The sequence below is a fragment of the Clavibacter californiensis genome, from assembly GCF_021952865.1.
Classification (GTDB): Bacteria; Actinomycetota; Actinomycetes; order Actinomycetales; family Microbacteriaceae; genus Clavibacter; species Clavibacter californiensis.
In genome coordinates, this window is record NZ_CP040792.1 from 1,717,753 (window position 1) to 1,743,816 (window position 26,064).

Annotated in this window: 22 protein-coding genes; 13 read left to right on the forward strand and 9 right to left on the reverse strand. The window is 73.0% G+C overall.

What is annotated here, in order from left to right; genetic code table 11:
* The first annotated feature begins 126 nt into the window (after positions 1-126).
* Genes FGD68_RS08365 through FGD68_RS08380 form a run of 4 tightly spaced genes read left to right on the forward strand, consistent with a single transcriptional unit; the run spans position 127 to position 3,880 of the window.
* The gene (locus FGD68_RS08365) at positions 127-1,044 is read left to right on the forward strand and encodes an ABC transporter ATP-binding protein (protein ID WP_119373901.1); all 918 of its coding nucleotides are present in this window, start codon (positions 127-129) and stop codon (positions 1,042-1,044) included.
* The gene (locus tag FGD68_RS08370) at positions 1,041-1,904 is read left to right on the forward strand and encodes an ABC transporter permease (RefSeq protein ID WP_119373785.1); all 864 of its coding nucleotides are present in this window, start codon (positions 1,041-1,043) and stop codon (positions 1,902-1,904) included. The genes FGD68_RS08365 and FGD68_RS08370 overlap by 4 nt, the downstream gene beginning before the upstream one ends.
* Positions 1,905-1,943: 39 nt before the next feature.
* Positions 1,944-3,209, forward strand: a complete 1,266-nt coding sequence (locus FGD68_RS08375) for a sensor histidine kinase (protein ID WP_237609350.1) — start codon at positions 1,944-1,946, stop codon at positions 3,207-3,209.
* A complete protein-coding gene (locus FGD68_RS08380) occupies positions 3,206-3,880 on the forward strand; it encodes a response regulator transcription factor (protein WP_104237345.1) in 675 nt (224 codons plus the stop codon). Before FGD68_RS08375 ends, FGD68_RS08380 begins: the two co-directional genes overlap by 4 nt.
* A gap of 16 nt (positions 3,881-3,896) precedes the next feature.
* Here FGD68_RS08380 and FGD68_RS08385 read toward each other — a convergent pair whose 3' ends face one another.
* Positions 3,897-4,580: a DUF4232 domain-containing protein gene (locus FGD68_RS08385; RefSeq protein ID WP_237609351.1), complete on the reverse strand. Its 684-nt coding sequence runs from the start codon at positions 4,578-4,580 to the stop codon at positions 3,897-3,899.
* Positions 4,581-4,950: 370 nt separating this feature from the next.
* Between FGD68_RS08385 and FGD68_RS08390 the strand changes: the two genes are divergently transcribed.
* The 4 genes from FGD68_RS08390 (at position 4,951) to FGD68_RS08405 (ending at position 9,378) form a co-directional block, all read left to right on the forward strand.
* Positions 4,951-6,099, forward strand: a complete 1,149-nt coding sequence (locus tag FGD68_RS08390) for a substrate-binding domain-containing protein (protein ID WP_119372472.1) — start codon at positions 4,951-4,953, stop codon at positions 6,097-6,099.
* Positions 6,100-6,222: 123 nt separating this feature from the next.
* Positions 6,223-7,767 (forward strand): multiple monosaccharide ABC transporter ATP-binding protein, encoded by a 1,545-nt coding sequence (gene mmsA / locus FGD68_RS08395; RefSeq protein ID WP_104235518.1) that lies wholly within the window; start codon positions 6,223-6,225, stop codon positions 7,765-7,767.
* Positions 7,764-8,972, forward strand: coding sequence for a multiple monosaccharide ABC transporter permease (gene mmsB, locus FGD68_RS08400; RefSeq protein WP_119372471.1), 1,209 nt, complete (start codon positions 7,764-7,766; stop codon positions 8,970-8,972). The genes mmsA and mmsB overlap by 4 nt, the downstream gene beginning before the upstream one ends.
* A gap of 121 nt (positions 8,973-9,093) precedes the next feature.
* Positions 9,094-9,378: a hypothetical protein gene (locus tag FGD68_RS08405; RefSeq protein WP_043587490.1), complete on the forward strand. Its 285-nt coding sequence runs from the start codon at positions 9,094-9,096 to the stop codon at positions 9,376-9,378.
* Here the strand turns inward: FGD68_RS08405 and FGD68_RS08410 are convergent, their stop codons facing one another.
* From FGD68_RS08410 to FGD68_RS08425, 4 genes are all read right to left on the reverse strand, one after another.
* Positions 9,379-10,179: a signal peptidase I gene (locus FGD68_RS08410; RefSeq protein ID WP_119372470.1), complete on the reverse strand. Its 801-nt coding sequence runs from the start codon at positions 10,177-10,179 to the stop codon at positions 9,379-9,381. It abuts the gene before it with no gap.
* 30 nt (positions 10,180-10,209) lie between these two features.
* Entirely contained in the window at positions 10,210-11,112 is a 903-nt protein-coding gene (locus tag FGD68_RS08415) for a hypothetical protein (RefSeq protein WP_119372469.1), read from the reverse strand.
* Complete coding sequence (locus tag FGD68_RS08420) at positions 11,109-11,711, reverse strand: TasA family protein (RefSeq protein ID WP_104235514.1); 603 nt, start codon at positions 11,709-11,711, stop codon at positions 11,109-11,111. The genes FGD68_RS08415 and FGD68_RS08420 overlap by 4 nt, the downstream gene beginning before the upstream one ends.
* A 105-nt stretch (positions 11,712-11,816) precedes the next feature.
* Complete coding sequence (locus FGD68_RS08425) at positions 11,817-12,362, reverse strand: alternate-type signal peptide domain-containing protein (RefSeq protein ID WP_104235513.1); 546 nt, start codon at positions 12,360-12,362, stop codon at positions 11,817-11,819.
* Positions 12,363-12,721: 359 nt separating this feature from the next.
* Here FGD68_RS08425 and FGD68_RS08430 point away from each other — a divergent pair, with 359 nt between their 5' ends.
* From FGD68_RS08430 to FGD68_RS08445, 4 genes are all read left to right on the forward strand, one after another.
* The gene (locus tag FGD68_RS08430) at positions 12,722-14,368 is read left to right on the forward strand and encodes a sensor histidine kinase (RefSeq protein ID WP_119372468.1); all 1,647 of its coding nucleotides are present in this window, start codon (positions 12,722-12,724) and stop codon (positions 14,366-14,368) included.
* 136 nt (positions 14,369-14,504) lie between these two features.
* Complete coding sequence (locus FGD68_RS08435) at positions 14,505-16,334, forward strand: BCCT family transporter (RefSeq protein WP_104235511.1); 1,830 nt, start codon at positions 14,505-14,507, stop codon at positions 16,332-16,334.
* A gap of 130 nt (positions 16,335-16,464) precedes the next feature.
* A complete protein-coding gene (locus FGD68_RS08440; protein WP_104235531.1) occupies positions 16,465-17,481 on the forward strand; it encodes a diacylglycerol/lipid kinase family protein in 1,017 nt (338 codons plus the stop codon).
* Between the two features lie 55 nt (positions 17,482-17,536).
* Positions 17,537-18,715 (forward strand): AAA family ATPase, encoded by a 1,179-nt coding sequence (locus FGD68_RS08445; RefSeq protein ID WP_119372467.1) that lies wholly within the window; start codon positions 17,537-17,539, stop codon positions 18,713-18,715.
* 126 nt (positions 18,716-18,841) lie between these two features.
* On the opposite strand, the gene FGD68_RS08450 is transcribed toward FGD68_RS08445, so the two are convergent.
* The 3 genes from FGD68_RS08450 to FGD68_RS08460 form a co-directional block, all read right to left on the reverse strand.
* The gene (locus tag FGD68_RS08450) at positions 18,842-19,945 is read right to left on the reverse strand and encodes a fatty acid desaturase family protein (RefSeq protein ID WP_104235509.1); all 1,104 of its coding nucleotides are present in this window, start codon (positions 19,943-19,945) and stop codon (positions 18,842-18,844) included.
* Between the two features lie 319 nt (positions 19,946-20,264).
* Positions 20,265-21,308, reverse strand: coding sequence for an NAD(P)-dependent alcohol dehydrogenase (locus FGD68_RS08455; protein WP_119372466.1), 1,044 nt, complete (start codon positions 21,306-21,308; stop codon positions 20,265-20,267).
* Between the two features lie 49 nt (positions 21,309-21,357).
* Positions 21,358-22,101, reverse strand: coding sequence for a hypothetical protein (locus tag FGD68_RS08460; protein ID WP_237609352.1), 744 nt, complete (start codon positions 22,099-22,101; stop codon positions 21,358-21,360).
* A 163-nt stretch (positions 22,102-22,264) separates the two neighbouring features.
* Here FGD68_RS08460 and FGD68_RS08465 point away from each other — a divergent pair, with 163 nt between their 5' ends.
* A complete protein-coding gene (locus FGD68_RS08465; RefSeq protein ID WP_237609353.1) occupies positions 22,265-22,906 on the forward strand; it encodes a DinB family protein in 642 nt (213 codons plus the stop codon).
* A 27-nt stretch (positions 22,907-22,933) separates the two neighbouring features.
* On the opposite strand, the gene FGD68_RS08470 is transcribed toward FGD68_RS08465, so the two are convergent.
* Complete coding sequence (locus tag FGD68_RS08470; RefSeq protein WP_237609354.1) at positions 22,934-25,960, reverse strand: alpha-mannosidase; 3,027 nt, start codon at positions 25,958-25,960, stop codon at positions 22,934-22,936.
* Positions 25,961-26,064: the final 104 nt, after the last annotated feature.

Here is a 26,064-nt window from a genome sequence, read left to right on the forward strand (position 1 = left end):
TCCAGCCTGCCCGTGCGGTGATCGGCACGCCACCGCGCGCCGACGCGGGCATCCACCGATCGGCCGAGGCCGCGGATCGACCGCTCGGCCGTTCCGCTCCCGCCCGGCGCGCGCGAGGCTGGACCCATGACCACAGCAGCCGTCGAGGAGCACGTGAGCGTGCGCGACCTCGAGAAGACCTACGGCACGACCACCGCCCTCCGGGGCGTCTCCTTCGACATCCACCGCGGCGAGACGTTCGCGCTCCTCGGGCCCAACGGCGCGGGCAAGTCGACGACCATCGAGATCCTCGAGGGGTACCGGCTCCGCACCGGCGGCTCCGCGACCGTGCTGGGCGTGGACCCCGCGACCGGCGGCCGTGCCTGGCGCGCCCGCATCGGCATGGTGCTCCAGTCGAGCTCCGAGAGCGGCGCGATGACGGTCCGCGAGCAGGTCGCGCACTTCGCCGCGATGTACCCGCGGCCGCGTGACGTCGACGCGACCATCGAGGCCGTCGGCCTCACCGAGAAGGCCGGCACGCTGCTGCGCGCTCTCTCGGGCGGCCAGCGCCGGCGGGTGGACGTGGCCCTCGGGATCATCGGCCGCCCCGAGCTGCTCTTCCTGGACGAGCCGACCACGGGCTTCGACCCCGAGGCCCGGCACCGGTTCTGGGATCTCATCCGCGAGCTCAAGGCGGAGGGCACGACCATCCTCCTCACCACGCACTACCTCGACGAGGCGGCGCAGCTCGGCGACCGGGCCGCCGTGATCGCGGGCGGGCGCCTGGTGGCGATCGGCCGGCTCGACGAGATCGGGGGAGAGCAAGCGCGGATCCCGCGGGTGCTGTGGCACGACGACGACGGATCCCACGACGAGCGCACCCGGACGCCCGGCGCGTTCGTGTCCCGCCTGTCGGAGGCGACGCCCGGCGGCGAGCCGCGCGACCTCCGCATCGTCCGGCCGAGCCTCGAGGACGTGTACCTCGGGCTGCTCGCGGAGGCTGGCGCGCCCGGCGCGACGACCCCCTCCGCCGCCCCGGCGACCACCGCGGAGGTGGCGGCATGACCGCGGTCAGCTCCGCGCGTCCCGCCGCGGACCGTGCCCCGGCCCTCCCCGGCGTCCTGCCCCTCGGGATCCACCGCATCCGCTACGAGGTGCGCCGCTACTTCCGGCAGACCGACACGATCATCTTCACGTTCCTCTTCCCGGTCATCATGCTGTCGATCTTCTCGGTGGCCTTCGGGTCGTCCGGCAACCTCGGCACCGCGCCCGACGGATCCGGCGGCGTCAGCGCCGCGGCCTACTACCTGCCGGGCATGATCGCGGCGGGCATCCTCCTCTCGGGCGTGCAGAACCTCGCGGTCGACATCGCGATGGAGCGCAGCGACGGAACGCTCAAGCGGCTCGCCGGATCCCCGCTGCCCGTGCTCTCGTACTTCATCGGCAAGGGCGGGCAGGTGATCGTGACCTCGCTGCTCCAGATGGTCGTGCTGCTGCTCGTCGCGCGATTCGCGTTCGGGGTGGAGCTGCCGGCCGACGCCGGACGCTGGGCCACGTTCGCGTGGGTGTACGCGCTCGGGATCACGTCGTCGGCCGTGCTCGGCATCGCGCTCAGCCGCATCCCGCGCTCCGGCGCCTCGGCCACGGCGGTCATCACGCCGATCGTGCTCGTGCTGCAGTTCATCAGCGGCGTGTACCTGACGTTCACGATGCTGCCCACCTGGCTCCAGGACGTCGCGGCCTTCCTGCCGCTGAAGTGGATGGCGCAGGGCATGCGCGCGGTGTTCCTGCCCGACGCGCTCGCCGCGACCGAGCGGGGCGGCACGTGGGACCTCGCGGGCGTCGCGGTCGTCCTCGCGATCTGGCTGGTCGGCGGGACGATCGCCGCGGCCGCCACCTTCCGCTGGATCCGTCGGGACTCCTGAGCGGTGCGCGACCACGGAGCGGGATGGCAGGCTCAGGGCATGATCCCGACCCGCACCGTCCACGTCGGCTTCGCGGTGACGATGGCGCTGCTGGTCGTGCTGACCATCGGCGCCGGGAGCGACGCCGGCGGGGGCGCGTGGGGGGCGATCGCGGCGATGTCCGTCCTGTACCTGCTGCTGGGCCGCCGCGCGCTCGAGGCCTCCGCGGCGGCGTCGGCGGCCAAGGCCGGACCGGTGCCGCCGCTGCCGTCCGCGCTCGTGTTCCTCGCGCTCGTCATCCCGGCCGCGACCTGGGGCGTCGCGAGCCTGTCGTCCTTCGCCATCGTGCAGTGCGTGCTGTGCCCGCTCGTCTGGCTGCTGCTGGACCGCGTGCGCGACGCGGTGATCGGGACCCTCGCGCTGACCGGATCCATCGCCGTGGGCTTCGTGCTCGGCTTCGGCGACCTGCCGGGCGCGCTCCCGACCATGGCCGTGTCGCAGGGGCTGAGCCTCGGCGGGAGCATCGCCCTCGGGCTCTGGATCACGCGCATCGCCGACCTCAGCCACGAGCGCCTGCATCTGCTCGAGGGGCTCCGCGCGGCGCAGGCGCAGGTCGAGGAGCTCGGCCGCGAGGCGGGCGCCGCCCGCGAGCGCGAGCGGCTCTCGGCCGACATCCACGACACGGTCGCGCAGGACCTCACGGGCCTCGTGATGCTGGCGCAGCGGGGCAGGCGGGAGCTCCGCGGGGGCGAGACGGACGCGATGGACCAGACGCTCGCCCAGCTCGAGGAGGGCGCGCGCGACGCGCTCACCCAGACCCGCGCGATCGTCGCGGCCACCGCGCCCGTCGAGCTGACGGACGGCCTGGCGGCGGCCCTCGCGCGGCTGGGGGCGCGACTGACGCGGGAGGCGGGCATCCCCGTCGACGTGCGCGCCGACGCGGCCGTCGGATCCGTCGCCCGCGACGTCGAGGTCGTCCTGCTCCGCTGCGCGCAGGAGGGCCTCGCCAACGTCCGCCGCCACGCGGCCGCCGCGGCCGTGGAGCTGCTGCTGGACCGCGACGGCGCCGACGTCGTGCTCACGATCGGCGACGACGGCCGCGGGTTCGACCCGGCCCGCGCATCAGGCGGGTACGGCCTCGACGGCATGCGGCGTCGGCTGGACGCGGCCGGCGGACGCCTCGACGTCACCAGCGGCCCCGGCGGGACGCGGCTCACGGCGCGCATCCCTGCGCCCGCGGCGGCGCCCGCCGGTCCGCGCGGCACCGACCCGGGTCCGGTTCCGGCCGAGACCGTGCCGACGGTCCCCGCGCGGGCCCGCGCATGACGCCCGCGCCCATCCGCGTCGCTGTCGTCGACGACCACCCCGTCGTCCGCGCCGGGCTCGCGGCGCTGCTCGCCTCCGCCGACGACATCGACGTGGTCGGCCAGGCGGCCGACGGCGAGGCGGCGGTCGCGCTGGCCCTCGCCGAGCGCCCCGACGTGATCCTCATGGACCTCCGCATGCCCGGGCTCGACGGCGTGGGCGCCACGGCGCGGATCCGCGAGGAGACCCCCGACGTCCGCGTCCTCGTGCTCACCACCTACGAGACCGACGCGAGCATCCTCACCGCCATCGAGGCGGGCGCGAGCGGCTACCTGCTGAAGGCGGCGCCCGAGGAGGAGATCCTCGCCGGCGTGCGGGCGGTGGCCCGCGGCGAGGTCGCCCTCGCGCCCGCGATCGCCGCCGCGCTGGTGCGGCAGGTGGCGCGCCCCGCCGTGGAGCCCTCCGGCCCGACGCCGACCCTCAGCCCGCGCGAGACCGAGGTGCTCGCGCTCGTGGCCGCCGGCCGCACCAACGCCCGCATCGCCCTCGAGCTGCACGTCACCCCGGCGACCGTCAAGACGCACCTGCTGCACGTCTTCGAGAAGCTCGGCGTCGGCGACCGGACCCGCGCGGTCACCCTCGCGATGGAGCTCGGCCTGCTGCCGCCGGCCGCCCGCACGACCCCGCGCTGACGCCGATCACGACGGATCAGGACGCCACGAACCCGCCGACCTCGAGCAGCCCGTGGTCGGTCGTCGAGCACGCGGGCTCCGGCCACGCGATGAAGAGCGACGCGGTGGATCCGGGCGGGTACACGCGCAGCCCGTCCGCCGGGGTAAGCCCGCACTCCGCGTCGGGGTAGACCTCCCCGTTCGTGTAATGCAGGGGCGCCTGCGCCGACGCGCCCGGCTGGAGCGTGACGGTGGGGTGATCCGTGCTGCGGTCCAGCGTCGCGGGGAGCCCGAGCTGCGTCCCGTCCCCGTCGCCGACGAAGGAGACGCCCGGCCAGCCCTGCAGGGTGCACGGCGACGCGGAGGCGTTCGTGAGCACGACGGTCACGCGCTGCTGGTTCATCCCCGTGCCCTCGCCCGGGTCGCCGCCGGGCCCGGACGCCGGGGCGATGGATCCCGTGAGCGCGTCGACCGCGCAGCGCGGTGCGTCGCCGGACGCGGCCGGGTCGCCGGTCGCGCCGTCGGACGCGGCGGCGGTGGGGGAGGCCGACGGCGACGGGGTGGCGGTGGCGGTGGGGGCGATGCTGGCGGGCTGATCGGCGGACGGCGTGGTCGCGGATCCGCCGGGCGAGCCCGTGCAACCGGCCAGCGCGAGGGCGGCGGCGACGGTCAGCGGAGCGAGCAGGAGCGGGAGCCGGGAGCGGCGGCGTGTCGCGGTCATCACTCTGGTCTACGCCACGTCCGGCCCGGACGCGAGCGCCTGTCCGCTCCGCGATCAGGAGGCGCGCCCGCCGCGGCGCGATCGGGCCGCCCCCGTGCGAGGGCGACCGGCGGTAACGCTTGGATAACGTCTGCCGGATGCAGTATCGGCAGCTGTGGAAATGGATAAGTTCTGACAGACGACAAACGCACGGACCGCCGGGATCCGGCCGCTCCGCCGAGGGTCGCCCCGCACGGAACCCGCAAAACCACCAGCATTCACCGCACCAGCACCCGACCCGAGGACGCGTCGGAGCACCCAGTCCCTCGCGACGACGCGACCGCCCGGTGCCCGCACGACCCGGACGGGCCACCCGAGAGGACCCGCCGCCATGGCATCCGGACGACACGCACGACAGATCAGCTCCCTCCTCCTCCTCCTCCTCGCCGGCGTCGCCGTCGGCATGACCGCGTGCGCGCCGCAGGGCGCCACCAACACCGGCTCGGGCGACGGCGGGGACACCGCTGCCGGCACCGAGTGCAACGTCGGCATCTCGATGCCGACCCGCAGCCTCGAGCGCTGGATCAACGACGGCGAGGGCCTCAAGACCAAGCTCGAGGGCGATGACTGCACCGTCGACCTCCAGTACGCCGACAACAAGACAGACGCGCAGATCAGCCAGATCCAGAACCAGGTCGCCGGCGGCGCCAAGATCCTCGTGGTCGCGGCCGTCGACGGCAAGACGCTGGGACCTGCCCTCGAGGACGCGAAGAGCCAGGGCGTCACCGTCATCGCCTACGACCGCCTCATCAACGGCACCGAGGCCGTCGACTACTACGCCACCTTCGACAACTACAAGGTCGGCCAGCTCCAGGGCGAGTTCATCAAGGACCAGCTGAAGCTGGACACCGCGACCGGCCCCATCACGATGGAGCCCTTCGCCGGCAGCCCCGACGACAACAACGCCGGCTTCTTCTTCGGCGGCGCGTGGGACGTCCTCCAGCCCTACGTCGAGAGCGGCAAGCTGACCGTGCCCTCGGGCAAGTCGCCGGCCACGAGCGCCGACTGGCAGGCCATCGGCATCCTCGGCTGGGGATCCGACGACGCGCAGGCCGAGATGGACAACCGCCTGCAGTCGTTCTACACGGGCGGCCAGAAGGTCCAGGTCGTGCTCTCGCCCAACGACAGCCTCGCGCTCGGCATCGAGGCGTCGCTCGCGAGCGCCGGCTACGCGCCCGGCGCCGACTGGCCCGTCATCACCGGCCAGGACGCCGACAAGGCGAACGTGCAGGCGATCCTCGCGGACAAGCAGTCCATGACCGTCTGGAAGGACACCCGGGCGCTCGGCGACCAGGTCCAGAAGATGATCGGCGAGATAGTCGCGGGCGACGAGGTCACCGTCAACGACACCGAGTCGTACGACAACGGCAAGAAGGTCGTCCCGTCGTTCCTCCTCGACCCGCAGGTGGTCGTCAAGGACGACGTGCAGTCCGTGCTCATCGACTCCGGCTTCCTCACGGCGTCCGACGTCGGCCTGTAGCCCGACCCGCGGCCGACGGGCGCCCGGCACCACGCCGGGCGCCCGTCGGCCGCGCATCCGTCTCCACCCGGCGCGCGCCGATCCGACGCGCGCCACCGACCCGAACGGGAACCAGGAGCAGCAATGGACGACGTCATCCTGCAGATGACCGGCATCGTCAAGGAGTTCACGGGCGTGCGCGCCCTCGACGGCGTGGACGTCACCGTCCGCCGCGGCGAGGTGCACGCCGTCTGCGGCGAGAACGGCGCGGGCAAGTCGACGCTGATGAAGGTGCTCAGCGGCGTGTACCCGCACGGCTCCTACGAGGGCACGATCACGATCGACGGCCGCGAGGTCCGCTACGGATCCATCAACGACAGCGAGCGCGACGGGGTGGTCATCATCCACCAGGAGCTCGCGCTCAGCCCCTACCTCTCCATCGCCGAGAACATCTTCCTCGGCAACGAGATGTCGCGCGGCGGCGTCATCGACTGGAACAGGACGAACCTCGAGGCCGTCAAGCTGCTGAGGCGCGTGGGGCTCGACGAGAACCCGGCGACGCGCGTGCTCGAGCTCGGCGTCGGCAAGCAGCAGCTCGTGGAGATCGCGAAGGCGCTCTCCAAGGAGGTGAAGCTCCTGATCCTCGACGAGCCGACCGCCGCGCTCAACGACGACGACTCCGCGCACCTGCTGGGCCTCATCCGCCTGCTGCGCGACGACGGCATCACGAGCATCATCATCAGCCACAAGCTCAACGAGATCCGGGCCATCGCGGACGACGTCACCGTCATCCGCGACGGCAAGACCATCGAGACGTTCCCCGTCACCGACTCGGACGAGATCGAGACGCGCATCATCCGCGCGATGGTCGGCCGGCCGCTCGATGCGCAGTTCCCGCCGCGGGATCCGCACATCGGCGAGGAGAAGCTCCGCGTCGAGGGCTGGACCGTGCACCACCCCGTCGACGTCGACCGGATCGTCGTCGACGACGCGTCCTTCACCGTCCGCGCGGGCGAGGTCGTCGGGTTCGCCGGCCTCATGGGAGCGGGCCGCACCGAGCTCGCGATGAGCATCTTCGGGCGCTCGTACGGCACCGGCATCACCGGCCGGATCTTCAAGGACGGCAAGGAGATCCGCACCCGCACCGTGAGCGAGGCCATCAAGAACGGCATCGCGTACGCGACGGAGGACCGGAAGCGCTACGGGTTGAACCTCATCGGCAGCATCACGGTGAACGTCTCGGCCGCCGCGCTCTCGAAGCTCGTCCGGCTCGGCGTGATCGACCGGCACCGCGAGTACGCGGTCGCCGACGACTACCGCAAGAGGATGAACATCAAGACGCCCGACGTCTCGGGGGTCGTCGGCAAGCTGTCCGGCGGCAACCAGCAGAAGGTCGTGCTCAGCAAGTGGATCTACTCGGGTCCCGACGTCCTCATCCTCGACGAGCCCACCCGCGGCATCGACGTGGGGGCGAAGTACGAGATCTACAGCATCATCAACCAGCTCGCGGCCGAGGGGAAAGCGGTCATCGTCATCTCCTCCGAGCTGCCCGAGCTCATCGGCCTCTCGGACCGGATCTACACGATCGCCGAGGGGCGGCTCACCGCGGAGGTCTCCCGGGCCGACGCGACACAGGAGGAGCTGATGCGGCACATGACCGCCAGCCGGAAGTCAGGAGTCGACCAGTGACCGTCACCGCCGAGCAGGCCACATCGCCGAACGCGCCCGCGCCCGACGGCGTGAAGACGCGCAAGCGCCGCCGCATCGACCTCCGCCAGTACGGGATCCTCGCGGCGCTGGCCGTGATCATCCTGCTGTTCCAGATCCTCACGGAGGGGCGGCTGCTCTACCCGGGCAACGTCGCGAACCTCATCCAGCAGAACGCGTACGTGCTGATCCTCGCGATGGGCATGGTCATCGTGATCATCGCGGGCCACATCGACCTGTCGGTGGGCTCGGTCGTCGCGACCGTCGGCGCCGTGGCCGCGCTCAGCATGAACGAGTGGGGGCTGCCGTGGGGGACCGCGGTCGTGCTGTCGCTCGTGGTCGGCGCGCTCATCGGCGCGTGGCAGGGCTTCTGGGTGGCGTTCGTCGGGATCCCGGCGTTCATCGTCACGCTCGCGGGCATGCTCGTCTTCCGCGGCGTCGCGCTCGTGCTGCTCACCGGCGGCACGATCTCGGGCCTCCCGGCCGAGTTCAACTCCATCGGATCCGGCAACCTGCCGACCACCGGTGCGCCCGACCTCCTCACGCTCGGGATCGGCGCGCTCGTGTCGGTCGCGCTCGTGGTGCAGCAGCTGCGCAGCCGCGCGACGCTCCGCAAGCTCGAGCTGCCGCGCGAGCGGGGCGTCTCGTTCTGGATCCGCACCGCCATCGCCGTCTTCGCGATCATGTACCTCTGCTACCTGCTGGCGTACAACCGCGGGACGCCGATCATCCTGATCATCCTGGCGACGCTCGTGCTGCTCTACTCGTTCCTCCTCACGCGCACGGTGTTCGGCCGGCACGTGTACGCGATGGGCGGCAACCTGTTCGCCGCGATGATGTCGGGCGTCAAGACCCGCTGGGTCAACTTCTTCATCTTCGTGAACATGGGCCTGCTCGCGGGGCTCGCGGGCGTCGTCAGCACGGCGCGCGCCGGATCCGCGGTGGCCTCGGCCGGTCAGAGCTTCGAGCTCGACGCGATCGCCGCGGTGTTCATCGGCGGCGCCGCGGTGCAGGGCGGCGTCGGCACGGTGGTCGGCGCGGTGATCGGCGGCCTCGTGATGGGCGTGCTCAACCAGGGCCTGTCGATCCTGTCGGTCGACGCGGCGTGGCAGCAGGTCATCAAGGGCCTGGTGCTGCTCCTCGCGGTCGCCTTCGACGTCTACAGCAAGCGCCGCTCCGGGCGCTGACCCGCGACGCGGCACGACTCCCGGCCCGGCCGCTCCCTCACGCGGGGAGCGGCCGGGCCCTCCGTCGTCCGGGTGGGGGCGGATCGCACGCCGCATCGCGCGCGGCTGCCAGCCTCGGGGGATGGGACACGGACCGTACGGCGCGCTGTCGCGCGATGAGGTGGCCGGACGCCTGGCCGAGGGATGCGCGTGGCGCATCTCCTGGTGCTCCGGCGGACGTCTCCCGGACGCGCGCGGCGTCGGACGGACGCTCCCGGACGGCGTGCTCGAGAGGGTCCCGTCGCCGGCGAAGCTCCGCGGGGGCATCCTGCCCTCGGGACGCAACTGGATGCTGGTCGTCGAGCGCGAGGAGGCCGGCCGGCCGGTGCTCCTCTTCGACGAGGGCCCCGAGCACCGGCACGTCTGATCAGCCGCGGTGGCGTCCCCGGGGTCGGACGGCCGCCGGGCTCGGTTCGGCCGCGTCGACGCCCGGGTGCGACGGATCCATGCGGGCTGCCTCGGCGACGCCCGCCGACATGGCGTCGGAGTGCACGTGGTCGCCCTCCGCCACGACGTCCGCCGCGGCGGAGGCGGTGCGCCTCCGGCGGGTCTGCACGGCGCCCGTGATGATCGTCACCGCCGCGTAGGCGAGGAGCGCGACCGCCGCGGCGGGGATGATCCAGCCGCGCGCCTGCCCGTTCACGGCCTGGTTCGCCCAGCCGACGAGCGGCACCGAGTACCAGACCTCGCCCTGGATCTGCCCGGGCGTCACGGGCAGCGAGTCGGGCGACGCGTTGTTGTCGCCCGAGAAGGTGAACGAGCGCGTGCCGTCGGAGGCGGACGAGATGGCGGTGATCCGGTGGGTGATGACGGCGGGGTCGCCCGAGCGGATCTGGTAGGTCGCGACGTCGCCGACCTCCAGGGCGTCGGGGTCGACGGGCCGCACCACGATGAGCGTGCCGGGCGGGAGCGTCGGCTCCATCGACTGCGTGAGGATCGTCAGCGGCACGGATCCGGAGACCTTTGGCACCACGAGCAGCACGGCCGCGAGCGCGATGACGAGCAGCAGGATCCCGACGCTGAGGCCCACGGCAGCCGAGCGCGCGAGCTGCGCGACACCGCCGCGGGACCGGGTGCCGGCCTCGGGCTCGACGGGGGCGAGGTCGTCCGCGGAGCGCCCGAGGGCGTCGGCGTGCCGTGCGCGTCGGCGGGGGAGGAGGAGGGGCATGGTCTGTCGTCCGGGTCGGGTCGGTCGGGATCAGGAGCAGCGGAAGCCGCGCGCGCCGCTCTGCTGGAAGGCGACGACCGTGCCGTTGGCGACCTGGCGGACCTTCGCGCCGTTGCCGTCGAGGAGGTCGACGGAGACGGGCACCGTGCCGTCGGCCGCGAGCGTCGACGGCACCTGGTCGCGCGTGATGGCGGCCTTGCCGTAGGAGCCCTGCGACGTGGCGATGCGCGTGCCGTTGACCATGACGCCGTAGTTCGAGCCGGAGGACGCGACCGAGGTGTCCCAGGCGACGAAGACGTACCAGTTCCCGTCCGTCGGCTCGCAGCGGAAGCCGCCGGTGACGGCGGGCGCGGGAGCGGTCTGCTTCGCGGCCGCGGTGTCGCGACCGGTCCAGCTGCCGGATCCCAGGACCGTCGTGAGCGTGGCCGTGACGGAGGCCGCGCCCTGGGGGAACGCGGTCGCGGTGGTGCGCACGCACCAGGTCGCCGAGGCGCCCGGGGACAGCGTCCCGGACAGCGTGGGCGGGACCACCCAGTTAGCGGCGGCGGCACCCGAGCCGACGGGGGTGCTGGCCGTGCAGCTCGAGCCGCTCGCCGCCCACGCGACGACGCGCACGTTGCGGGCGAAGTACTGGTCGTTCGTCGAGGAGGCGGGCGCCGTCATCGTGCCGGTCCACGAGTCGCGGGCGGATCCCGTGTTCGTGACGAGCACCGTCGCGGTGCGGCTGGGGCTCTGCGAGGTGAGCTCGCCCGCGAGGCGGTCGAAGCCGCTCTCCGTCACGGCGACCGTGGCGCTCTGCACGTTCGCGCTGGTGGACGTCGACGACGCCCAGAGCGCGTGGCCGGCGGTGGCGCCGATCCCGACGAGGAGGACGGTCAGGCCGACCAGGAGCGCGGCGTGCGCGCGGCGCCAGGGCCGCCGGGTGCGGCTCACGGCTGCACCTGCGTGCCGACGAGGGCGAAGGCGAGCTGCGCGGTGGATCCCTGCACCGACTGCGGCGCGTCCGTGTCGAGCAGGACCTCGGTGCAGACGACCGCCGAGGCGCCGGGCTGGATGCGGACGAAGCCGTCGGGGGTGCGCAGCTGGCCGGGACGGCCGGAGTAGGTCGTGGCGCCGTGGACGCAGTCGGCGGCCGTCGCGACGGAGCCGAGGCGCAGCGAGAGCTCGCCCGGGAAGGCGCTGTTCGCGGACGTGCCTCGGGTCGAGATGGCCACGTCCAAGGCTATCGTCCCGGTGTTCTTCGCGGTGAAGGTGCCGAGGGTGCTCTGCCCGGGGAGGAGCTTCGAGGAGTCGAGGGCGGACTGCTGGGTGACGACGAGACCGCTCGTCCCGCTGGTGACGCTCGCGGGCTTCGTGCTGGCGGCGCCGTTCCAGAGGGCGTAGCTGCCGCCGGTGGCGGCGAGGGAGGCGACCACCACCGCGGTGAGGAGGCCGGTGGTGAGCCAGGCGGCGCGGAGGGGGCTGCGGCGCGCCGGTCGCGCGGAGCGACGGCCGTGCGCGGGACGCGGGGCGGGGGCCTCGTTCCTGCGCATGTCGTCCTCGTTCCGGTGGTGGTGGTGGGTGATGCGGTGGTGCGGTGATGGGGTGGAGCCCCCTCCCCGCGGGCGACGTCACCGCGGGGAGGGGAGACAGGGCGACTAGATCGCGCGCTGGGTGAGCGTGAAGGCGAGCTTGTCGAAGGAGAGCGTGCCGTTCTGGCCGGTCGTCGCGGTGGAGGGGAAGGTCACCGTGAGGACAACGTTCACCTTGGAGGCGGACGTGGAGGGCTTGACCGTGAAGGTGTTCGCGGCGCTGGCGGGGGTGATGCTCGCGTCGGTCGAGGTGACGTCGAGCTTGGTGGTGATGGCGGCCTTGAGCGCCGCGTCGCCCGTGATGGAGACGGGGTTGTAGGTGAGGTCCGCGGCGAGCGAGTCGCCGGTCGCCGTGACGGTCAGGGCGCTCGTGTACTGGAGGACGTTGCCCGGGACGATGCGGTACGTAGCCGGGTCGATGACCTTGCTGCCGCCGTTGGTGATGTCGGTCCAGACGCCCGCGGTGTCGGCGGAGAGGGCCAGGTTGCCGGAGGAGACGCTGGAGGCGGCGACCGTGGCGTTGGCGTTCCACAGCGCGAAGCTGCCGGCGCCGCCGAGGAGGAGGACGATTCCGGCGGCACCTGCGACGGCACCGGAGACGATCTTGTTCATGGGGATTCCTGTTCTCTCGCGCGGTTGTTCCGCGCATGCTGTGGGGGAGGCGTCGGGTGGGTGTCCCGTCGGTCGTCTCCGGTCCCGCATCGGCGCCTCAGCAGCGCTCCCGCGGTGTCGTACCGGTGTTCGTTCGACATGCATCACTCTGACGGAGCGGTCTCAAGCCACCCGCTGGCAATCCGCAAGTCCCCCCGAGCTTTGCCGCAAGCCCGCCCCGGCGTCGGCTCAAGGCCGGGCCGGCTGTCCGCGGACGGTCCGGCCGGATCCGCGCGGCGGCGCGGTCGCTGCCTGCGCAGGTCCCTCGGTCTAGGCTCGGGCCACCGCGTCCACAGACGGCGGACCGAGGAGGGACGCGCATGACCTCTCCCGTCCTCGCGGCCCGGTCGTCGGCGGACGCGCGGCGCAGGCGCGGGTCCACCCGCGCGCAGGTCCCGTTCCTCCTCAGCTGCGCCGTCGTCGCGGTCGTCGTCGCCGTCGTCGACCCGGCCATCGAGCTCGACGTCTGGTTCGCCGTCGCCGTCGCCATGGTGCTGGCCGGCTCGGTGCTCGCCGTCGTGGTCGCGAGCACCCGGATCCCGTCCGCCGTCCTCATCGCGGTGCCGGCGCTCGACCTGCTCGCGGTGGCGTCCATCCGCGATGCGACGGTCGCCACCCTCCCCGCGGCGGCGCTGCTCGTGATCTTCCCGCTCCTCTGGCTCGTGTTCGGCTTCCCTTCGGGCGGCGTCCCCGTCGCCGTCGCGGGCGCGCTCGCCATCACCGTGTTCCCCCTGCTCCGCGAGGGCGGGTTCCCCGAGACGAGCTCCGGGTGGGCGGATCTCGTCGGCGGCCTCCTCCTCACCGCCCTGCTGGTCGGCGCGGCGGCGCAGGCCGCGGCCACGCAGCGCCGGGATCAGCGCGAGCTCGCCGAGGCGACGGCGGCCCAGGCCCGGCTCCTCGCGGAGTCGCGCGAGCAGACGGCGACCATCCGCGACGTCGCGGACGCCGTCGACGTGGGCATCGTCTTCTTCGACGCCGACGACCGGCCCGTGATCCGCAACGCGGCGGTCCGCACGCTCCTTCACATCGCGGGCTACGACCACGAGACCGGCATGGCGACGTCCGTCTACGGGGCCGATCGCGTCACGCCCGTCGCGCGCGAGGGCAGGATCCTGATGGAGGCGGTGTACGCCGACAAGGTGCACGGGCCCGTCTACTGGGTGGGGGAGCCCGGCAACCAGCGCGCCCTCGTGCTCTCCGTCCGACCGATCGGCCGCCGGCCCGGCCAGCTCGCGGGCACCGTGCTCGGGGCGTACGACGTCACCGACCTCGCCCAGGCCGTCCAGGTGCGCGACGAGTTCCTGGCGACCGTGTCGCACGAGCTGCGGACGCCGCTCACAAGCATCGTCGGCTACCTCGACCTGCTCGACGAGCTGCACGACCCCGCCGAGCTGGGCATCCAGGAGGAGCTCGCCGTCATCCAGCGGAACGTGGCGCAGCTGTCGAGCATCATCGGCTCGCTGCTCGAGGGCGCCGACCACGCGCCCGACCTCCGTCGCGCACCGGTCGACCTGACGGCGCTCGTCGACGCCGTCGTGCGGCCAGCCGCCGCGCGGGCCGCCCAGCGCGGCCTGGTGCTCGAGGCCAGGCTCGAGCCCGGGATCGCGCTGGACGGCGACGCGGATCGGCTGACGCAGGTCGTCGAGGCGCTCGTCTCGAACGCGCTCCTCTTCACCCCATCCGGCCGGATAGACGTGGCCGTCGTCACCGAGGGGGACGACGCCGTGATCTCGGTGGTCGACACGGGCGTCGGCCTCAGCGAGGAGGACCAGCAGCACGTGTTCGACCGCTTCTTCCGCGCGCAGTCGGCCAGGGACGGCGCCGTCCCCGGTGTCGGCCTGGGCCTCTCCATCGCCGAGCGCACCGTCAGGGCGCACGGCGGACGCGTGCGCATCGCGAGCCGCCTCGGCCACGGCACGCGCGTGGTCGCGACCCTCCCGCGGGGCGGCGACGCGGGCGGCTCCTAGCCCTCCTCATAGCCGATGGCAAGGCCGACGGGCGAATCGGCAGATCCCGCGACCGCCGCCTAGACTCGGCCGGTCGCTCGCCGGACCCCTGCGGGCGATGCCCAGGAATCCGAGCCCACAGGAGCCCATCCCCTCCATGACCTCCACGCGAACGTCCGCAGAACGCCTGCTCGACCGTCTCGTCCCGAAGCGCAGATCGCGCCCCGACGGGACCCGGCCACCCCGCCGCGACCACTCCGACCACCGCCTCCTCGAGGCCAGGTTCACCGGGTCCGTCGACCTCTACGAGCCCGAGCACCCGAAGATCGACCGCCTCGTCTTCGGCGTCACGGCCGTCCTCGCGGTCGGCTTCGTCGTCTGGGGCATCGTGAGCACCGACGGCCTCGCGACGATCTCCGGCACCGCGCAGAGCTGGGTCATCAACCAGACCGGCTGGCTGTTCGTGCTGGCCGCGAGCTTCTTCGTGGTCTTCGTCATCTGGCTGGCCGCGAGCCGCTACGGCCGCATCAAGCTGGGCGCCGACGACGAGAAGCCGCAGTTCAAGACGGTCTCGTGGATCGCGATGATGTTCAGCGCGGGCATGGGCATCGGCCTGATGTTCTTCGGCGCGGCCGAGCCGCTCAGCTTCTTCGTCACCCCGCCGCCCGGCACCACGCAGCCGGAGTCGGAGGCGGCGATCCGCACGGCCATGGCCACCGCGATGTTCCACTGGGGCCTGCACCCCTGGGCGATCTACGCGGTCGCCGGCATCGCGATCGGCTACGGCACGTTCCGCAAGGGACGCAAGCAGCTCTTCTCCTCCATCTTCCAGCCGCTGCTCGGCACGAAGCGCACCGAGGGCTGGGCGGGTCGCGTCATCGACATGCTCGCGATCTTCGCCACGCTCTTCGGCTCGGCGGCCTCGCTCGGCATCGGCGCGACGCAGATCGGCGCGGGCCTCGAGTTCAACGGCTGGGTGGACGAGGCCACGGCCCCGCTGCTCATCGGCATCATCGTCGTGCTCACGATCGCGTTCATCTTCTCGGCCGTCTCGGGCATCGCCCGCGGCATCCAGTGGCTGTCGAACATCAACATGGTGCTGGCCGTCGTGCTCGCCGTGTTCGTGTTCGTCGTCGGCCCGACGCTCCTCATCCTGAACCTCATCCCCGCCACGCTCGGCGCGTACCTCGGCGACATGACCGAGATGGCGTCGCGCACCGCGGCGACCGGCGGCGACGAGATGAGCGCGTGGCTCTCCAGCTGGACCGTCTTCTACTGGGCCTGGTGGATCTCGTGGACGCCGTTCGTCGGCATGTTCATCGCGCGCATCAGCCGCGGCCGCACCATCCGCGAGTTCGTGGTCGGCGTGCTCCTCGCGCCCAGCATCGTGGCCCTCATCTGGTTCTCCATCTTCGGCGGATCCGCGATCCACGCGCAGCAGACCGACGGCGACATGACCGTCGACGGCGCCGTGGTCAGCGACAACACGCTGTTCCAGCTGCTCAACCACTACCCGCTGGCCAGCGTCAGCACCGTCCTCGTGATGGTGCTCGTGGCGATCTTCTTCGTCTCGGGCGCCGACTCGGCGTCGATCGTGATGGGGACGCTGTCGCAGCGCGGCGCGCTCCACCCGAGCCGCAAGGTCGTCATCTTCTGGGGGGTCGTGATGGGCGCGGTCGCGGCCATCATGCTCGCCATCGGCGGGGGAGGCACGGAGGCCCTCACCGGCCTGCAGAACCTCACGGTCGTGGCCTCGCTGCCGTTCGTGATCGTGATGCTCGTGGCCTGCTACGCGCTCTGGAAGGAGCTGCGCACGGATCCGCTCATCGTGCGCCGCCAGGTCGCGGTCGAGATGATGCGCGACGCCGTGGTCAACGGCGTCGAGCAGCACGGCGACCACTTCCAGCTCTCGGTCGACCCCGTCGAGCCGGACGAGGCGGAGGTCCGCGAGCCCCTCGGCGACGAGGACGAGGCCCGGCGCTCCTGACGACCGGATCCCGATGACGAAGCCGACCCGCGCCCCGCGCACGGGTCGGCATCGTCGTCTCCGGGACACCGGGCGCATGCGGGGCCTCCCGGGCCCCTCGCGGACCGCGCGCGTCGGTAGGGTGACCATGATGACGACCTCCACCCCCGCCTCCGCACCATCGCCCGCGCCCACCTCCGGGTCGGGCCGCCGTGCCGCCATCGTCTACAACCCCATCAAGGTCGACCTCCCGTCGCTGCGGACCAAGGTCGCGCACGCGGCGGGCGCTGCCGGCTGGCAGGAGACCCTCTGGTTCGAGACGAGCGAGGACGACCCGGGCAAGGGCGCCGCAGAGGAGGCCCTGTCGCACGACGTCGACATGGTGATCGCGGCCGGCGGCGACGGCACGGTCCGTGCGGTCGCGGAGGGGATGTCGGGATCCGGCGTCTCGCTCGGCCTGCTGCCCTCCGGCACCGGCAACCTGCTGGCCCGCAACCTCAAGCTCACCCTCAACGACGTCGAGCACTCGCTGGAGGCCGCTTTCTCCGGGCACGACCGCACCGTCGACCTCGCGTCGATCGAGATCCTCCGCGAGGACGAGTCCCGCGACAAGCACGTGTTCGTCGTCATGGCGGGCGTCGGCATCGACGCGAAGATGCTCGCGAACACCGACTCGGAGCTGAAGAAGCGGGTCGGCTGGCTCGCCTACGTCGACGCCATCTTCAAGGCCCTGCGCGACCGCGACCAGCTCCGCCTGCGCTACCGCATCGACGGACGCAGCGTGCACCGCCGCCGCGCGCACACGCTCATCGTCGGCAACTGCGGATCGCTGCCCGCCAACATCCTGCTGCTGCCGGACGCCGCGGTCGACGACGGCATCCTCGACGTCGTGCTCATGCGCCCCGAGGGCCTGTTCGGCTGGATCCAGATCTGGGTCAAGGTCGCGTGGGAGAACGGCGTCGTCCGCCGCACCGCCGCGGGTCGCCGCCTGATGGGCCCGGAGAAGGAGGTGCGCGCGCTCGAGTACCGCACCGCCGAGGAGGTCGTGGTCCGCCTCGAGAAGGAGGAGGACATCGAGCTCGACGGCGATCCCTTCGGCCGCGCCATCGGCTTCAAGATCCAGGTCCTCCCCGGCGGGCTGACGGTGCGGGTGCCGCAGGACTCCTGATCCGCATCGCCCGGCCGCGGACGCCCCTGTCGGCGGTCCGTGGCAGGGTCGCGGCATGATCCGCACCCTCGCCGTCTCCGGCTACCGCTCGGTCCGCGACCTCGTCCTGCCGCTCACCGGGCTCGACGTGGTCACGGGTGCGAACGGCAGCGGCAAGTCCAACCTCTACCGGGCCATGCGCCTCATCTCCGACATGGCGGAGGGCGGCGCCGTCGGCGCCCTGGCACGCGAAGGCGGCCTCGACGCCGTCCTGTGGGCGGGCCCCGAGACCATCGCGCGCTCCGTGCTGCAGGGAGAGCACCCCGTGCAGGGCACCATGCGGCGAGGCCCCATCGCGCTCCGCCTCGGCTTCGCGTCCGACGAGCTCGGCTACCTGGTGGACCTCGGGATCCCGCAGCGCGATCCGGACGCGGTGCCGCGGTCGAAGTTCGAACGCGATCCCGAGATCAAGCGGGAGCTCATCTTCTCCGGGCCCGTGGCGCGCCCCAGGTCGCTCGTCCTGGAGCGCAGGTGGAAGGACGTCCGCGTGCGCGACGGATCCGATGCCTGGCAGCGCGTGCCCGCCTTCATCCCGGAGCACCGCAGCGTCCTCAGCGAGGTCGCGGACGCCGTCACGAGTCCCGAGGCGATGATCCTGCGTCAGCGCATGCGCGGCTGGCGCTTCTACGACCACCTCCGCACGGATCTCGACGCGCCCGCCCGCCGACCCCGCGTCGGCACCCGCACCCCGGTCCTCGCGAGCGACGGCGCCGACCTGGCGGCCGCGGTGGAGACCATCCGCGAGTGGGGCCGCGGCGACGACCTCGACGCCATCGTGGATCGGGCGTTCCCGGGCTCCCGCATCGTCATCACCTCCCGGGACGGGGTGTTCTCCCTCGGGCTCGAGCAACCGGGGGTGCTGCGCGTCCTCGACGCCGCGGAGCTCTCCGACGGCACCCTGCGGCTGCTCATGCTCGCGACGGCGCTGCTCACGACGGAGACGCCCGAGCTGATGGTGCTCAACGAGCCGGAGACGAGCCTCCACGCCGACCTGCTCCCGGCGCTCGGCGAGCTCATCGCCCGCGCGTCGGCCCACATCCAGATCGTGGTGGTGACGCACGCAGCGGGGCTCGCGTCGGCCATCGCGGATCATGCCGAGGTGGGCGAGCTCGTGCTCGAGAAGGTGCAGGGGCAGACCGTGCTCCGCGGACAGGGGCTGCTCAGCACGCCGTCCTGGGACTGGGGGAAGCGCTAGCGGGCTGCGCGTCGGGAGCGGCCCGGACGACGACGCCTCCCGGTCGCGGCCCCGAGGGGCGGAGCGAGCGGGAGGCGTCGGGTGGTGCGGGGTGCCGTGATCAGCGGCCGTGACCAGCGGCCGTGATCAGCGTCCGAAGGCCGCCGATGCGGGGCAGTCGAACGGGTCGCCGCCGGCGGAGAGGCCGACGCGGTTGAGGTAGGCGATGACGATGCCGTAGGAGGCCAGCAGCGTGGTCTCGGTGTACGGGATGTTGTGCGTCGCGCAGTACTCCTTCGCGATGACCTGGGCCTTCTTCAGCGCGGGCCGGGGCATGTTCGGGAAGAGGTGGTGCTCGATCTGGTAGTTGAGGCCGCCCATGTAGACGTCGGTGAGCCAGGTGCTCCTGATGTTGCGGCTGGTGAGCACCTGTCGGCGGAGGAAGTCGACCTTCGAGTCCTTCGGCAGCACCGGCATGCCCTTGTGGTTCGGGGCGAACGACGCGCCCATGTAGACCCCGAAGACGGCGAGTTGCACGCCGACGAACGCGAACGCCATGCCGAGGGGCAGGAAGAAGAAGACGACGGCGAGGTACGCGATGATGCGCGTGGAGAGCATCGAGATCTCGAGCCAGCGCTTGTCGACCTTGCCGCGGCCGAAGACCGTGCGGAAGCCGTGCACGTGCAGGTTCAGGCCCTCGAACATGAGGATGGGGAAGAACGCGTAGCCCTGGTGGCGCGTGAACCAGCCGTAGAGGCCCGTGGCGCGGGCGGCGTCCTCCTGCGTGAAGGAGATGACGTCGCGCTCGATGTCCGGGTCCTTGCCCATGACGTTCGGGTTGGCGTGGTGGCGCGAGTGCTTGGTCATCCACCAGGAGTAGCTGATGCCGACGAAGAGGTTGGCGAGCGTGCGGCCCGCGATGTCGTTGGCCTTGCCGGACTCGAACACCTGGCGGTGCGAGGCCTCGTGGGCGAGGAAGGCGAACTGGGTGAAGATGATGCCGAGCCCGGCGGCGATGAGGAGCTGGAACCAGCTGTCGCCCAGCGCGAAGAAGCCGATGCCGAGGCCGACGAGCGCCGCGGTGATGCCGGCGAACATGAGCACGTAGAACCCGACGCGGCGCTCCAGCAGCCCGGCTTCGCGGACGGTGTTGAGGAGACCCGAGTACGCGGTGGTGGGATTGGACCCACCGCCGCGCTTGGGCTTGGTCAGCACGATGCGGGGAGGGGCGGAGGTGCGGGTGTCTGTCATGTGCCTGCTCACTCGAAGGTCGGGGCCTCGCGGCCAGGGGGAGCGGCCCGTCTCACGGGACCGATGGGATGCAGTGCCGTGATCCGGATGACGCTCCGGCTGCCGGGGATCAGGGGCGACCGAGTCCTTACCCTGCCATGTCGCGATGCGCCGTGGGCTGAGAAACCGTCGGTGCGTCGCGGCTCGTCGGTCGCGCGTAATGTTCGTCGCCGACGGTCCCGCGGTTCGGTCGCCGACCGCTGGAGGAGCTCCACGGACGCATTCCCGCCGCGGCATGCACGCTCGTCCGCCGGCCCGCATCCGCCGACGATCCGCGTCGCTACGGCACGATCACCGCGCGCCCGCGGACGGTGCCCGCGGCGAGCGCGGCGTAGGCGTCCGGGCCGTCCTCCAGCGCGTACCGCTGCGTCTCGACGGTCACCTGGCCCGAGCGCGCGAGGTCGAGCACCTCGATCAGCTCGGAGCGGCTGCCCCAATAGGGGATCCGCACGGCGGCGTCGAACGCGATGGTCCCGAATCCGACCTCGGCCGTGCCGCCCCCGATGCCGACGATCGTGACGTCGCCGACCGGCTCGACCACCTGGAGGGCCGTCGCCATGGTGGGGGTCGCGCCGACGAAGTCGAAGACGGCCTGCACGCCCCGGCCACCGGTGATGGCGCGGATGCCGTCGGCGGCGTCCTGGTCGCTGATCACCGTGTGGTGCGCGCCGACGTGGCGGGCGAGGTCGAGCTTCTCGTCGGTGACGTCGAGGGCGATGACGGTGGCGCCGCTGAGGGCGCGGAGGATCTGGATCGCGACGTGGCCGAGCCCGCCCGTGCCGATGACGACGGCGAAGGTGCCCGCGCCGAGCTTCGGCAGCGACGTCTTGATCGCGTGGTACGGGGTGAGGCCGGCGTCGGTGAGCGAGACGTTGGCCACGGGGTCGAGGTCGCCGAGGGGTACGAGGTGGCGCGGGTCGTCGACGATCATGTACTCGGCCATGGCTCCGGGCGCGCCGAGCCCGGGAGGCTGGATCCCCTCGGCGGCGGCGTTCTCGCAGTGGTTCTCCCGGCCCTCGGCGCACGCGTGGCAGCGGCCGCAGCCCCACGGGCCGTAGACCGCGACGGCGTCTCCGACGGCGAGGTGCTCGACGCCCGCGCCCAGCGATTCGACGACGCCCGCGCCCTCGTGGCCGAGCGTCAGGGGGAGCGGGTAGCCGGCGGCGCGGTACTCCTCCTCCGAGAGGCCCATCACGTACTCGTCCGAGTGGCAGACGCCGGCGGCGGTGACGCGGAGGAGGACCTGACCGGGCCCGGGGACGGGCTTCTCGATCTCGACGACCTCGGGGTGGGATCCGATGCGGGTGTACTGGAGCGCCTTCATGCGTCCACCGTATTCCCCGCGCGGGGGAATCCCCTGGGTGCGGCGTTCGTCAGGGCAGGCGGGTGCCGTGCGGCGGCACGACGGGCGGCGCGACGGTGCGCTCGGACTCGGGGAGGGCGAGCTCCGCGTCGGCGGCGTCGCGGAGGAGTGCCATGCGGCCGGCGGCGAGGGACTGGGTCCAGAGGGTCGACGCGGACATGACGAGGTAGATCGGGGCGAACCACAGCAGGGTGCCTGGGTCTCCCGCGAGGGCGTAGGCGGGGAGCCCGACGAGCGCCATGACGCTGAGGACGAGAGCCCCGGGCACGGGCGTGGCCGCCTGCGCGATCGCCCGGCGGGACTCCGTGGACACGCGTCCGGCGGTCCCGGGGGCGAGGGCCACCCGGCCGCGCGGGTCCACAGCCGCGTCGAGGAGGGCCGCGTCCCGCCAGGCCGGGTGCGTCCCGGCGACCGTCGGGTGGCGGCGGATCGCGCGCGCGAGCCAGATCGAGATCGGGATCACGGCCGCGGCGCTGCCCACCACCGCTCCGAGCACGATCGCTCCGGGAAGCGCGCCCTCGGGGCCGTCCGCGCGAACGAGCACGGGCTCGATCAGCAGCGCCATGGCGACGCCCGCGACCAGCGCGACGCCGAGCGCCACGAGACGCCGTCGCGGGGTCACGACCTCCGCGATCCAGGCGGCAACGGCGCGGGAGCCAATGCGGGCGAGGGCGCGCCTGCTGTGGCCCGGGTCGGCGGGACCGTCGGCGTGGATGGCGGCAGCGCCGTCGGCGGTCGTGTCGTCGGCGTCCATGCGGGCCTCCCGGTCCGGGGCCGGTCGTCGGCCCCCGTCCATCCTCCCGGGAGGTCGGGCCCGGGACGGACCGTCGCGCGCCCCCTCTCCGGGGCGCGCGATCGACGCCGGGGCTCACCCGCCGGGCTGGACGGACGTCGGAGGCGGCTGGGATGCTCGCGGCATGACCGCAGCGCAGCCCTCCTCCGCGACCCCGTCCGATCCCGGCGACGACGCCGTGCGCGACGACCTCATCCGCCACCTCCGGCTCGCACGGGAGGTGCTCGTCTGGAAGCTCGACGGCCTCGGCGAGCACGACGTGCGCCGGCCGCTCGTGCCGACGGGATCCAACCTGCTCGGGCTCGTGAAGCACGCGGCGGGCGTGGAGGCCGGCTACCTCGGGTTCGTCTTCGGCCGGCCGTTCCCCGAGCAGCTGCCGTGGATGGAGGAGGACGCGCCGCCGAACGCCGACATGCGCGCCACCGCGGAGGAGTCCCGGGCCGATATCGTGGGCCTCTCCGAGCGGGTCGGCGCGCACTCCGAGGCCACGCTCCGGGCGCTGCCGCTCGACGCCGTCGGCCGCGTGCCGTGGTGGCCTGCGGAGGCCGGGCGCGTGACCGTGCAGCGGATCGCCGTGCATCTCATCGCCGAGCTCAACCGGCACGCGGGGCACGCGGACGTCCTCCGCGAGCTCGTGGACGGAGCCGCGGGGCTCCGCCCGGACAGCGGCAACCTGCCCGAGGGCGACGCCGCGTTCTGGCGGGCCGAGCACGCCGAGACCGCGCGGGTCGCGCGCGTCGCGGCGGGGCTGCCGCCGGTCGACTGACAGGGCGCCCCACCGCACGACGCACGACTAGCCGCGGGCGAACCGCAGCGTCGCGATCTCGAACGGCCTCAGGGTCAGCTCGACCCCGTCGGCGGACGGCTCCGGGACGGCGCCCTCGAGGGGCCGCTCCACGAGGTCCGTGCGGAGGGCGTCGCCGAGGCCGGCGGCCGGATCCACCCGCACGACCGTGCGCTCGCGGCCGCCGCGCGCCTCGTAGAGCCGCACGACGAGGTCGCCCGAGCGGTCCTCGGCGAGCTTGACGGCCTCGATCACGACGGCCGCGTTCGACGAGGCGACGAGCGGGTCGACGCGGTGGTCGCCACGGACCTCGCGCACCGGCAGGTTGAGCCGGTAGCCCGCGTCGGCGGCGTCGAGCACATCCGGCGCGACCCGGACCGCGGAGCGCAGAACGTGACGGCCCTGGTCCGCGTGCGGGTCGGGGAACACGGGCGCCCGGAGCAGCGACTGGCGCACGAGGGTCGCGCTGCCGCCGTCGGGGCGGGGGATCCGCGTCACGTCGTGCCCGTACGTCGCGTCGTTCGCGACCGCGACCCCGAAGCCCGGCTCGCCCACGTGCACCCAGCGGTGCGCCACCGTCTCGAAGCGCGCGGTCTCCCACGACGTGTTCGCGTGCGTCACCCGCTGCACGTGGCCGAACTGGACCTCGGACGCGGCGCGGTCGGCGTGCACGTCGAGCGGGAACGCGAGCTTGAGGAGCTTCTGCCGCTCGTGCCAGTCGACGTCGGTGACCACCTGCAGCTCGGGTTCGCCCGCCGGGAGCGTCCAGGTCTGGGTGACGCGCGAGGCGCCGAACGCGCGCTCGACCACGAGGGCCGCGCCGTCGATCCGCACGTCCGCCACCTCGGTGAGGTCGGTGCGGTTGCGGCGGTAGGCGTCGTCGATGTCCCACGCGTCCCACTGGTTCGGGGTGTCGCGGAACAGCTGCAGGAGGCCGAGGCGCTGGCCGGGGGCGACGAGGTCGCGGCCGGACGCCGCGTCGACGAGCGACGAGACGGTGCCGTCCGCGTCGACGCGCGCCCGGACGAGTCCGTTGTCGATGACCCAGCCGTCGCCGTCCGCGACGGGCGCGGGGGAGGCGGGCGCGGGATCCACGACCCCGGCCGACAGCGCGCCGACGCCGTCCGCGTCCACAGGTGCCGCGTTGAACGCGATGCGCCGGTCGCCGGTTCCCGCGAGCGCGGACTGCGCGTCCGCGACGAGCTCGCGCAGGCGGCCCTGCACGCGGGCGTGCTCGCGCTCGGCCTCCTGGTGCACCCAGGCGATGGAGGTGCCGGGCAGGATGTCGTGGAACTGCAGCAGCAGCACCGTGCGCCACAGGGCGTCGAGCTCGTCGTGCGGGTACTCGCCGAGGTCGCGGACCGCGGCGGTCGCGAGCCACAGCTCCGCCTCACGCAGCAGGTGCTCGCTGCGCCGGTTGCCCTGCTTCGTGCGCGCCTGCGATGTGTACGTGCCGCGGTGGAACTCGAGGTACATCTCTCCCGACCACACGTGCGGGTCCCGGATCTCGGCCTTCGCGGCGTCGAAGAACGCGAGCGGCGTGCCGAGCGTCACGCGCGGCGACCCCTCGAGATCGCGCGTGCGGTGCGCCGCCGCCGTCATCTCGCGGGTCGGCCCGCCGCCGCCGTCGCCCCAGCCGAACGGGACGATGGACGCGTTGCTCACGGCCTTCTCGGCGTGCTGCCGCTCGGCGCGCGCGAGGTCCTCCCCGGAGAGGTCGGAGTTGTAGGAGTCCACCGGCGGGAAGTGCGTGAAGACGCGGCTGCCGTCGATGCCCTCCCAGAGGAAGGTGTGGTGCGGCATCGTGTTCGTCTCGTTCCACGACTGCTTCTGCGTGAAGAAGTACTCGGCGCCGGCACCGCGCACGATCTGCGGCAGCGCGCCCGTGTAGCCGAACGAGTCGGGCAGCCACACCTCGCGGGCGTCGATCCCGAACTCCTCGAGGAAGAACCGCTTGCCGTGCACGAGCTGGCGGACCAGGGCCTCGCCGCCCGGCATGTTCGTGTCCGACTCGACCCACATCCCGCCGACGGGGACGAACCGGCCCTCGGCCACGCGCTGCCGCAGCCGCTCGAACAGCTCGGGATGGTCCTCCTTCAGCCACGCGTACTGCTGCGCGCTGGAGGCGGCGAACACGAAGTCGGGATCCTCGTCCATGAGCGCGAGCACGTTCGAGAAGGTGCGGGCGACCTTGCGTCGGGTCTCGCGCACGGGCCAGAGCCAGGCCGAGTCGATGTGCGCGTGTCCGACCGCCGTGACGCGGTGCGCGCTCGCGTGGGCGGGCGCGGCCAGCACGGCCTCGAGCGCCCTCCGGCCGGCGGGGGCGGTGCCGGCGACGTCGTCCGGATCCACCGCGTCGCACATGCGCTCGAGGGCGGCGAGGATCTCCGCGCGCCGCGACGACGCCGGATCCAGCTGGCCCATGAGCCCCTGCAGCGTCCACACGTCGCGGTCGAGCTCCCAGACGGCCTCGTCGCGCCACGCGAGGTCCATCGTGCGCAGCCGGTAGATGGAGTCGTCGCCCGCGGTGGCGGGGTCGCCGAGCGGCGTCTCGCCGTGGAAGGAGTCGCCGCCGATGTCGGGGTTCGACGCCGCCTCGATCCAGAGGTCGATGCGCGTCCCCGGCGCGGTGCCGGCACCGATCGCTTCGAGCGGCACGTAGCCGTTGTACGGCTCGATGGCCTTCACGACGCTGCCGTCGGGCCGGTGGACGAGGCCCTCGGCCTGGAAACCGGGCTGCCGGTCGCTGAAGCCGAGGTCGACGATCACCTCGAGCGCGGTGCCGTCCGCGGCCCCGTCGTCCGGCACGGTGCCGGTGATGTGGAACCACGTCGTGCCCCATGCCCTGCTCCACGGCGTGCCGACGGCGAACGGCCGGTAGTCCTGCCGCACCGCCTCGGCGAACGGCACGGGTTCGCCCGGCGCGTCCCACGCCTCGATCGCGAGCGGCATCCGTCGGCGGTGGACGTTCGGCACGAGGCGGTCGCGGACGAACCGCTCGACGCGGGCCTCGGCGAGCGCGGTGGTGGGGGGCATGGTCGTCTCCAGTCGATGGCGCGGCGGACCGCGGGCGGGTGTCTCCAGCGTGCGCCGCGCGGGCGTCGGCGTCCGGCGGCGGGTGGTGCGGTGGTGCGGATGGA